This window comes from Salinicola sp. (genome assembly GCF_982684285.1).
Genome location: NZ_CEXLVS010000156.1, coordinates 1 through 9970 on the forward strand (window position 1 = coordinate 1; position 9970 = coordinate 9970).

Consider the following 9970-nt stretch of genomic DNA (forward strand, 5'->3'; position numbering starts at 1 on the left):
GAGGCCGAGGCGAACCAGGACGCGCGGATCAAGCGCGAGCGCGAGAACCTCTCGGTCGAGCAGATCCTGGACGAGGCGGATCGGATGACCCGGATGGGGCAGATCGATCGCGCCGTGGGCGGGTACATCGACGCCCTCCAGGCCGATCCCGCTGACCGGCCAGAGCGACCCGGGCACATGAACGGCGCGCCTCACCCAGGCATCGCAAGGGGCATGAAAGCGGGCGTTTCGTTGGAGGCGTAGCCAATCATCATGCCCTGGTCGCCCGCGCCAACCTCGTCGGCACCGGCTTCGCCGGGCTGCTGCTGCACCAGTGGTGGCTGACGGCCGCCATGGTGGTGGGCCTGATCGGCCTGCTGCTGGAGATGGCCGGTCGCGCCTCCTCCACCACGCCAGCCCATTCCTGAGGAGCCGAGTCATGCCCATATCCCTGTCACAGCCGTCCACACCGACCCTGAAACTCGCCGCCGCCCGCCTGGGTTCGGCCACGGCACTGGCGCTGCTGCTCGCCCCGCTGCCGCTGTTGGCCCAGGATCAGCCCACCGAATCCGACCGGACCTCGACGCGAAGCGAATCCCCGGCATCATCCGAAGCCGCCACCTCGTCCGAGACGGTGCAGGCCGACGATGAGGATTCCCGGGACCTCGACACGGCGGACGCCAGCGATCGCCGGAATGCCGACCGGGCGCCGATACCGCTAGTGCCCGAAAACCCGACCTGGGACAGCTTCCACGGTCAGCTCAACGCCCAGAAGTACAGCCCGCTCGACCAGATCACGGCGGATAACGTCGGTGATCTCGAGAAGGTCTGGGAATTCCATACCGGCGATGTCGCCGATGGGTCCGGCGATACGCCGGCGACCGTGTGGTCGGCGACCCCGGTCTTCGCCAACGACACCATCTACATCGGTACCCCCTTCTATCGTCTGATCGCACTCGATCCGGGTACCGGCAAGGAAAAATGGAGCTTCGACACCAAGTCCTCGCGTGAGGCGCTGACCCAGCCGGTGCTGAAGAACCGCGGTGTCTCCTACTGGGAGGCAGAGAACCCGGTCGCCGGTGAGCCGTGCCAGAAGATCGTCTACATGGGCACCATGGACGCGCAGCTGTTCGCACTGGACGCCGATACCGGCGAACTCTGCAAGGGCTTCGCCGACAACGGCGTGCTCAACGTCAACCAGTGGAACGACACCCACGCCGAGTGGCCGCTCTCCGTGCTACAGCCGCCGACGGTGGTCGGCGATCACCTGATGCTGGGCTGGGCCGGCATGGACTGGGCCTACGAACAGGCACCGCCGGGAACGATCTTCTCGCTCGACGCCCAGACCGGCGAGCTCGAGTGGACATTCCAGGCGCTCTCCGACGAGATGCGCGAGAAGAGCGGTACCGCCAACGTCTGGACCCACATGTCCGCCGATCGCGAGAACGGCCTGCTCTATCTGCCGGTCTCCTCGCCGTCGCCCAACTACTGGGGCGGCAACCGCACCGAGGAAGCGCCGCTGGCGACGTCGACCACCGCGCTCGACATCGAGACAGGCAAGGTGGTGTGGTCCCGCCAGTGGGTCCACCACGATATCTGGGACTACGACATCAACTCCGCCCCGACGCTGATGGATATCACCGTCGACGGCGAGGAGATCCCGGCGCTGGTCCAGGCGACCAAGCAGGGCTTCCTGTTCGTGGTCAACCGCCTCACCGGCGAAGATGTCTGGCCCATCGAGGAGCGTCCGGTACCGCAGGGTGACGGTAGCGTCGAAGGCGAGGTCTATGCCCCGACCCAGCCTTTCCCGACCAAGCCGGCGCCGCTGCTGGATCAATCCGAGAAACCCAAGATCTGGGGCCTCGCCGATGCCGTGGGCGGCGGCCAGTGTTCGCGCCTGTGGGACGACCTGACCTACGAAGGCATGTACACGCCACCGACCACCAAGGGCGAAGGCGTGCTGGCCTATCCTGACAGCGCCGGTGGCGTGCAGTGGGGCGGCGTGGCGTTCGACCCCGAGAGCCAGACCGCGATCGTCAACACCTCGCATATCGTGCAGACCATCAAGCTGTACAACCGCGAGGACTACGAGGAAGCGGACAGCGGCTCCGGCAACGAGAGTGGCTTCGCCCCGCAGAAAGGCGCGCCTTACGGTCTGCGCCTGCAGGTGGCGACGAACTGGCTGGGCATGCCGTGCTGGGAGCCGCCCTTCGGCGAGCTGGTAGCGCTGGACATGCATACCGGTGACGTCAAGTGGCGTCGGCCGGTCGGCGCGTCACAGCAGTATGGCTTCTTCATGCCCGAGAAATGGGGCTCGCCCACCATCGGTGGTCCTGCGGTGACCGCGGGTGGCGTCGTCTTCATCGGTGCATCCATGGATGCCAAGCTGCGCGCCTTCTCGCTGGAGACGGGTGAAGAGCTCTGGTCGGATCAGGCCGAGGCCCCGGCCGTGGCCAACCCTTCGATCTACGAGTACAAGGGCCGGCAGTACGTCGCCTTCGTTGCCGGTGGCAACACCATCCTCAAGGATCAGGTTGGCGACCAGGTCGTGGTCTACGCCCTGCCGGAGGAGTGAACGCCTAGCCCGATCATCGACGGGCAGTGGCGATCGTGATCGCATTGACGGGGTGGGCCTTGGCCCGCCCCGTTTTTCGTTGCTGACGGCCCATTACGCGCCAGCCATCCAAAAAAACAGAACACCTCGCGTCTTTCATTCGATCACGCTCTCTCTGGATACTCGGTGGACGACCTCTCCACCAACAACAAAGAGGTAACGATCGATGCCCCTCTCCAAACTGCTCGACTGGCGTCTTCACCTGCTGGTCGTCGTGATCTCCCTGCTCAGCGAATGGATCGGCATTCTCAAGATCCCGCTCGGCCCGGGAACGCTTCTGCTACTGCCACTGTTCTACGCCTTCGTGCTCGGCGTTCTGCTCAACCCGCACCTGTTCTCCGGGACCCGGCGCTTCCTGCCCGAGAGCGTCAGTCAGGCGGCCACCCCGCTGATCCTGATCTCGATCATGCCGTTCATCGCGCGCTTCGGTTCGACCATCGGCCCCGCCATCGAACAGCTCGTCAGCGCCGGACCCGCCCTGATCCTGCAGGAGCTGGGCAACCTCGGCACCATGCTGGTGGCACTGCCGGTGGCGGTGCTGGTTCTCAAGATGGGACGGGAAGCGATCGGCGCGACCTACTCGATCGCGCGCGAACCCAACATCGCGATCATCTCCGACAAGTACGGCCTCAAGGGACCGGAGGGCGTCGGCGTGATGGGCGTCTACGTCGTCGGCACCATGTTCGGTACGCTGTGGTTCGCGCTGATGGCGGGCTACCTGGCATCCCTGGGCTGGTTCGATCCACGGGCGCTGGCGATGGCCTGCGGGGTCGGCAGCGGCAGCATGGTCGCGGCGTGCTCCGGCGCCCTGGCCGGCGCCATGCCCGATCTTGCCGACGATCTGCTCGCCTTTGCCGGTGCCAGCAACCTGTTGACCTACGCGACCGGGCTCTATGTCTCGCTGTTCATTGCCCTGCCCGTCGCCGAATGGCTCTATCGTCGCCTGGGCGGCCATCGCCGCGCTGCCGGCACGGTCGGCGCCATGAGCGGGAACGACGCGGCCGGTCTGCCCCAGGAAGAGCGCCCGGAGACGAACCTGGGCAAGACCGCCGCCGTGCTGGCCATGGCCTGCATCGTCGGCTGGCTCGCCAATACCATCAACGGTGCCTCGCTGATCGCTGCCCTGCCGGGCATGGTCATTCTCTACGTCATGACCCTGATCGGCCTGGTCATCACCCGGGCGGCGCCGTTCTATCTACCCGGCGTGGCCTGGGTGTCGCTGGTCAGCATCGTCATGACGCTGCCGTTCTTCCCAGGCAGCGGCTGGATCGTCGATCAGCTCGCCGCGGTCAACTTCCTCGCCATCGTCACCCCGGTACTCGCCTACGCCGGCCTGGCGCTCAGCCGGCGCGAGTTCGGCATGTTCCGCCGGACCGGCTGGAAGCTGATCATCATCTCGCTGCTGGTGTTCACCGGTACCTACGTCGGCTCGGCCGTGGTGGCCCAGGTACTGCTGTAGACGCCGTCCTTCATCGACGATCGGCGACGCGCCCGGCCCGCGCCAACCTCTTGGCGGGCGCGTCTCCCGGTCACTCGAGTAGATCATGAGCCATTGCCGGAGCAGACCATGAACCAGATCGCATCCTATCCCGACCCGAAGACGCTGACCGCATGGCGCCACGACTTCCATCGCCATCCGGAGATCGCCTTCGAGGAGACCCGCACCAGCGAGCGCATCGTCGCCATCCTGCGCGAAAACGGCCTCGAACCGGTCACCGGGCTGGGTGGGGGAACCGGCGTCGTCGTCACCATCGACGGCCGCCGCGGCGCCGGACGCCGCATCGGCCTGCGTGCCGATATCGACGCCCTGCCGATCGAGGAACTCAACGACGTCGACTACCGCTCGACCATACCGGGGCGCATGCACGCCTGCGGTCACGATGGCCACACCACCATGCTGCTGGGCGCGGCCTGCGCGCTGGCGCAAGATCCCGACTTCGCCGGCCAGGTGCACTGCATCTTCCAGCCAGCCGAGGAGAGCGAGGGCGGCGGTCGCGTGATGGTCGAAGAGGGGTTGTTCGAGCGCTTCCCGATGGAGGCGGTCTACGGCCTGCACAACTGGCCGGGACTCGCCGTCGGCGAAGCTGCCGTCCACGACGGCCCGGTGATGGCGGCGTTCGATGTCTTCACGCTCAAGCTGACCGGGCGCGGCTGTCACGCGGCCATGCCGCATCTGGGCACGGACGTGGTGCTCGCCGCCTGCCAACTGGCGAACCAGTTGCAGGGGCTGATCAGTCGCGAGACCCCACCGCATCAGTCCGCCGTGCTCAGCATTACCCAGTTCCACGCCGGCGACGCCTACAACGTCATTCCCGAAACGGTCGAGCTGCGCGGCACCGTGCGCTGCTTCGACGCGGCACTGAAGGCGAGACTGGAACAGCGGTTCCGCGACGCCGTCGCGGCCACCGCCCAGTTTCACGGTCTCAAGGCCGATTTCGACTACCAGGCGCGCTACCCGGCCACGATCAACGCGCCTGGGCACGCCACCCGATGTGCCGAGGTGCTCGATGGGCTGCCCGGTATCGACAAGGTCCACCGCGACCTGGCGCCGAGCATGGGATCGGAGGATTTCGCCTTCATGCTGAACCGGTGCCCAGGCGCTTATATCTGGCTGGGCAATGGCGACAGCGCGGCGTTGCACAACCCGGCCTACGACTTCAACGACGCCATTTCCCCGCTTGGCGTCGCCTACTGGCAGGCGTTGGTGAAAAAGCTGCTGAACGACTGACGACGCCCCTGCCGAAACGCTTCATCCGAGAGCAAGCCTGGAGAACCTGATGAAAATCACTGTCATCGGCCTTGGCCAGATGGGTGGCAACATGGCGCTGACGCTCAAGCGCGCCGGCTTCGACGTCACCGGCAGCGATCTCTTCGAGACCGCCCGCGAGCGGCTGGCGGCGCAGGGCCTCGCGACCGTCAGCCCGGAGGCGATTGCCGCCAGCGACGTCTATCTGCTGTCACTGCCCACCTCCGACCATGTCCGGGAAGTCATCGAGATCTCACCCGGTCTGCGCGCGCGCGCCCCCAGGGGCAGCGTGATCGTCGACACCTCCACCAGCGACCCGGTGGTGAGCCGCGAACTCGCCGCCCAGGTCGTCGCGGCCGGCCTCGAGTGGCTTGACGCACCGGTCAGCGGCGGGCCCAGAGGCGCGGCAAGCGGCAAACTCGGCATGCTGCTCGGTGGCGACATGGCGACGCTGGAGCGTGTCATGCCGATGCTGGAAGCGATGTCCGCCAAGCGTACCCACGTGGGCGGCCCGGGCAGCGGCCACGTGGTCAAGCTGGCCAACAACTATCTCTGCGCCACCAACCTGATCGCCACCGCCGAGGCCGTGGCCCTCGCCGCCAGGGCCGGCGTCGACCCGGCGGCTTGTCTCTCCGGCCTCAACAGCGGCTCCGGCCGCAGCGCCATCAGCGAGGTCAATTTTCCCGAGTGGATCCTCTCCAGCCGCTTCGATTCCGGCTTCACCAGCGGCCTGATGCGCAAGGATCTGCGTCTGGCGCGGGACGCCGCCGACGATTTCGGGCTCGACCTGACACTGCTCCACCAGGTCGTCGCCGGCTGGCATGCCAACGCCGATCGCCCGGCGGACGGCGACGATTTCAATCACATCGTCTCGCCGATCCTGGCCCAGGCCGGGGTCGATTTCACCCAACCCTCTGCCAACGACGAGGAGACCTCCGCATGAACGCTCTCGATACCCAGGCACAGCAAGCCTTGCATCGTCTTCTCGCCCAGTTCGGCTTGTCGCTGGAACCCGGAGACACGCCCTGCTCCAACTGGATCGACGGCGATCTGGTCGCGGGCCGGGGTGACGCCATCGCGCTGACGAACCCGGCGACCGGGGGCGACCTGGTCAGCTACCGCGACGCGGGTGCCGACCTGCTCGATCGGGCCGTCGAGGCCGCGTCCCGTGCCCAGGTCGAATGGATGGCGCTGACCGCCAGCGAGCGCGGCCGGCGCATGAATGCCGCCGTCCGTCGGCTGGAGGGCCACGAGGAGGATCTCGCCCAGCTCGAGAGCGTGATCGCCGGCAAGCCGATTCGGGACTGCCGGGGCGAGGTCGGCAAGGTCCGGGAGATGTTCGAGTACTACGCTGGCTGGTGCGACAAGCAGCACGGCGAGGTGATTCCGGTGCCCACCTCGCACCTCAACTACGTTCGCCACGTCCCCTTCGGCGTGGTCGGCCAGATCACACCCTGGAACGCACCGATGTTCACCTGCGCCTGGCAGTTGGCGCCGGCCATCGCCGCGGGCAACGGCGTCGTCCTCAAGCCCTCGGAGCTGACGCCATTCTCGTCGGTGGCGATCGCCCGCCTGCTCGAATGCGGTGGCCTGCCCAAGGGGTTGATCAATATCGTCAACGGCCTCGGCCCGACCACCGGCGCGGCCCTGACCGGCCACGACGGCATCAGCAAGCTGGTGTTCGTCGGCTCCCCCGACAGCGGCCGCCTGATCGCCGAGGCCGGCGCCCGACGCCTGGTACCCAGCGTGCTCGAACTCGGCGGCAAATCCGCCAACATCGTGTTCGACGATGCCAGGCTGGACGATGCCGTGGCCGGCGCCCAGGCCGCGATTTTCGCTGCCGCCGGCCAGAGCTGCGTGGCCGGTTCGCGACTGCTGGTCCAGCGCGACATCCTCGATGCCGTGGTCGAGCGCGTCGGCCGAGCCGCCAGCCGGATCGCCGTGGGCCTCCCCGCCGACGAAGCGACCCGCATGGGGCCGTTGCAGAACGCCCGCCAGTACGAACGCGTCACCGCCATGATCGAGCGTGCCAGGGCCGCCGGCGCGCGCATCGTCACCGGCGGTCAGCGTCCCGAGGGCCTGCCGCAAGGCGCCGATGGCTACTACCTCGCGCCGACGGTGATCGCCGACGTCGACGCCTCGATGGAGATCGCCTGCGAGGAGGTGTTCGGCCCGGTGCTCGTCGCCATGCCGTTCGACGACGAAGCCGACGCCGTTCGGCTCGCCAATGGGACCCGCTTCGGCCTGGCCGGCGCCGTCTGGACGCAGGATCCGGCCCGGGCGCATCGCGTCGCTGGCCAGTTGCGCGCCGGCACGGTGTGGATCAACAGCTACAAGGCGATCAACGTGATGTCGCCCTTCGGCGGCTTCCGCGATAGCGGCTTCGGCCGTTCCAGCGGCCTCGACGGACTACGTGAATATACCGTCCCGCAGAGCGTCTGGGTCGAGACCGGCGTCACAGCCAGCGTCGCCATGGGGTACGCCAGCGGAGAGGCATGAGGCACCGACCGCTGCGGGGGACGACTCCGCTCGCCCAGGCCCGAGTTCGGTTATCATCGCGGACATGAGCCTGGAACCGACGAGGAGCCGCCCGTGCAGCCAACCGATCTCTGTTATCTCAACAACGCCTCCGTCGGTCTGCAGAGCCCGGCGGTGTCGGCCCGCCTGCGGGATTGGCTGGAGGCGGAGATGGCGGCCTATCCGCGCCAGCGCCTCGAAAGCGCATTCTGGGATGGCCAGGCGACCAGGGCCCGGCTGGGCCACTGGATCGGCGCGCCGGAGGCCCAGGTCGCCTTCGGCGCCAGCACCTCCCGGCTCATGGCCCAGGTCATCGGGAGCCTGAATCTCAGCGGAAGACGGCTGCTGGTCGCACCGGGCGAGTGGGCTTCCAACATCGTCCTGCTCAGACGGCTCGGCGGGGAGCCGCCGCGCGCCATCGAACTGCTGGCGACGGACGCGGCCGGACGGCTGGACATGGCCGCCATCGCCAGGCAGATCGACGACGACGTCGCGGCGATACTGACGCCGCTGGTGACCAGCATCGAGGGGCGGCGCTACGAGGTGGAAGCGCTGGGCGACCTGCCCCGTCCGTCGCACTGCCCGTTGATCGTCGATGCGGCACAGGGCCTGGGGCAGACCGAGATCGACGTGCGCCGCCTCGGCTGCGACGTGCTGGTCGCCACCACGCGCAAGTGGCTACGCGGACCTCGCGGCATGGCGCTGCTCTATGTCAGTCAGCCGGCACTGGCCCTGATGCACCTCAATCCAGCGCCGGAGCTGGCGGGGCTGAGACTGGAGCCGGACACCCAGCGGTTCGTCGATCTGCCCCAGGCCCGTCGTTTCGATGCCTCCGACCTCTCGGTCATGAGCCAGGTGGCGCTGACGGCTGCCCTGAACGAGTTGCAGCAGATCGCGCTGGAGCCGATGCGCCACCATCTGGCGGCGCTCGCCGGGCGGGTCTACGACATCGCCCGGGAGCAGGGGTTTCGACCCCTGCTGCCCCATCCAGAGACGGGCATCGCCACGCTCCACCTGCCGGATATCGAGCCTCTCCAGGTGCGTCAGCGGCTCGATGCCGCCGGGATCGTCGCCAAGACCTGCAGCACCTCGGCCGAGCCGCTGAACGTCCGGCTGCCGGCCACCGGTACGCTATTGCGAATCTCACCTCACTGGCATAACACGCCGGAGGATATCGACCGCGCCATGGCGGCGTTGAGATGAGAAAACACGAACCCGATCGCGTACCCTGTCTCCCTCGCCCCGCGATAATGGGCAATACTGCAGACACCGACGCTACGGGATGGAAGGCTCATGAGCTTCGGCATCGATCACCCTTTACTGGCGGTCAGTAATCTCGATCATGCCGCCCAGGCAGCCAGGGATCTCGGCTTCACCGTCAACCCGCGTCATCAGCATCCGTGGGGGACGGACAATCACCTGCTGTTCTTCAGCAACAACTTCATCGAACTGATCGGCATCGGTCGTCCGGAGTGCCTAGACTACCAGGATGCCAATGGCTTCCAGTTCGGCCGCCTCGTCGAGGCGCGACTGATCACCGTGGGCGACGGCATCGCCATGGTGGCGCTGGACAGCGACAGCATCCAGCGCGATCACGCCCTGGTCGCGGCACGCGGCTTCAACGAAGCGTGCCCGGTCATCTTCCGCCGCATGGCCCACCTGCCCGGCGGCCGCGACGAGGAAGTGAGCGTGGCGCTGGATATCCTGCACGATCCCGAACGCCCCTTCCTGACCCAGTTCCTCTGCCAGCAGCTACGCCCGGAGCTGTTCCGTGTCGACCCGACCCAGGAGGCGCATGCCAACACCGCCACGTCGATCGCCGATGTCTGGTATGTCAGCGATGAGCCGGGTTACGACATCGAGCACTTCCGCCGCATTCACGGTGCCGCCTCGGTCCGTGGCAGCGACGCGGCGTGGACGATTCACACCCATAAAGGGGATTGCCACCTGCTCGATGCCCGGACGCTGGCAGCGACCTTCCCCATCCTCGGCGAGATCGAGGCGCAGCCCCCGCGCGCCATAGCCCTGACCCTCACCTGCCGGGACCTGGAAGCGGCGATCACCTGCTGGGACGAGCACGGGATCGACTACCACCGCCACAGCGAGACCCAGGC

9 protein-coding genes are annotated in these 9970 nt (G+C 67.3%); 8 read left to right on the forward strand and 1 reads right to left on the reverse strand.

From position 1 onward, the window contains the following. Positions 1-243: hypothetical protein (locus tag AC3AYF_RS13660; RefSeq protein ID WP_487779863.1), on the forward strand; the 243-nt coding region annotated here is incomplete at its 5' end. Here AC3AYF_RS13660 and AC3AYF_RS13665 read toward each other — a convergent pair. Next, the gene (locus AC3AYF_RS13665; RefSeq protein ID WP_487779861.1) at positions 192-401 is read right to left on the reverse strand and encodes a hypothetical protein; all 210 of its coding nucleotides are present in this window, start codon (positions 399-401) and stop codon (positions 192-194) included. The two genes, AC3AYF_RS13660 and AC3AYF_RS13665, sit on opposite strands and share 52 nt — an antisense overlap. A gap of 17 nt (positions 402-418) precedes the next feature. On the opposite strand from AC3AYF_RS13665, the gene AC3AYF_RS13670 reads away from it, so the two are divergent. The 7 genes from AC3AYF_RS13670 to AC3AYF_RS13700 all read left to right on the forward strand — a co-directional run. Next, entirely contained in the window at positions 419-2554 is a 2136-nt protein-coding gene (locus AC3AYF_RS13670; protein WP_295039246.1) for a pyrroloquinoline quinone-dependent dehydrogenase, read from the forward strand. Between the two features lie 205 nt (positions 2555-2759). Beyond that, positions 2760-4052 (forward strand): DUF3100 domain-containing protein, encoded by a 1293-nt coding sequence (locus AC3AYF_RS13675; RefSeq protein WP_295039248.1) that lies wholly within the window; start codon positions 2760-2762, stop codon positions 4050-4052. 108 nt (positions 4053-4160) lie between these two features. Next, positions 4161-5321, forward strand: coding sequence for an amidohydrolase (locus AC3AYF_RS13680; protein ID WP_295039250.1), 1161 nt, complete (start codon positions 4161-4163; stop codon positions 5319-5321). A gap of 49 nt (positions 5322-5370) precedes the next feature. Beyond that, a complete protein-coding gene (locus tag AC3AYF_RS13685; RefSeq protein WP_295039252.1) occupies positions 5371-6282 on the forward strand; it encodes an NAD(P)-dependent oxidoreductase in 912 nt (303 codons plus the stop codon). After that, entirely contained in the window at positions 6279-7838 is a 1560-nt protein-coding gene (locus tag AC3AYF_RS13690; protein WP_295039254.1) for an aldehyde dehydrogenase family protein, read from the forward strand. The genes AC3AYF_RS13685 and AC3AYF_RS13690 overlap by 4 nt, the downstream gene beginning before the upstream one ends. 93 nt (positions 7839-7931) lie before the next feature. Continuing rightward, positions 7932-9059: an aminotransferase class V-fold PLP-dependent enzyme gene (locus AC3AYF_RS13695; protein WP_295039256.1), complete on the forward strand. Its 1128-nt coding sequence runs from the start codon at positions 7932-7934 to the stop codon at positions 9057-9059. A gap of 90 nt (positions 9060-9149) precedes the next feature. Continuing rightward, a partial coding sequence (locus AC3AYF_RS13700) for a VOC family protein (protein WP_487779862.1) occupies positions 9150-9970 on the forward strand: 821 nt, incomplete at its 3' end.

Excerpts from the sequence above, each read along its gene's own strand:
- AC3AYF_RS13675 (WP_295039248.1), top strand. The coding sequence starts at position 2,760 with ATGCCCCTCTCCAAACTGCTCGACTGGCGTCTTCACCTGCTGGTCGTC.
- AC3AYF_RS13685 (WP_295039252.1), top strand. The coding sequence starts at position 5,371 with ATGAAAATCACTGTCATCGGCCTTGGCCAGATGGGTGGCAACATGGCG.
- AC3AYF_RS13690 (WP_295039254.1), top strand. The coding sequence starts at position 6,279 with ATGAACGCTCTCGATACCCAGGCACAGCAAGCCTTGCATCGTCTTCTC.
- AC3AYF_RS13670 (WP_295039246.1), top strand. The coding sequence starts at position 419 with ATGCCCATATCCCTGTCACAGCCGTCCACACCGACCCTGAAACTCGCC.
- AC3AYF_RS13680 (WP_295039250.1), top strand. The coding sequence starts at position 4,161 with ATGAACCAGATCGCATCCTATCCCGACCCGAAGACGCTGACCGCATGG.
- AC3AYF_RS13665 (WP_487779861.1), bottom strand. The coding sequence starts at position 401 with ATGGGCTGGCGTGGTGGAGGAGGCGCGACCGGCCATCTCCAGCAGCAG.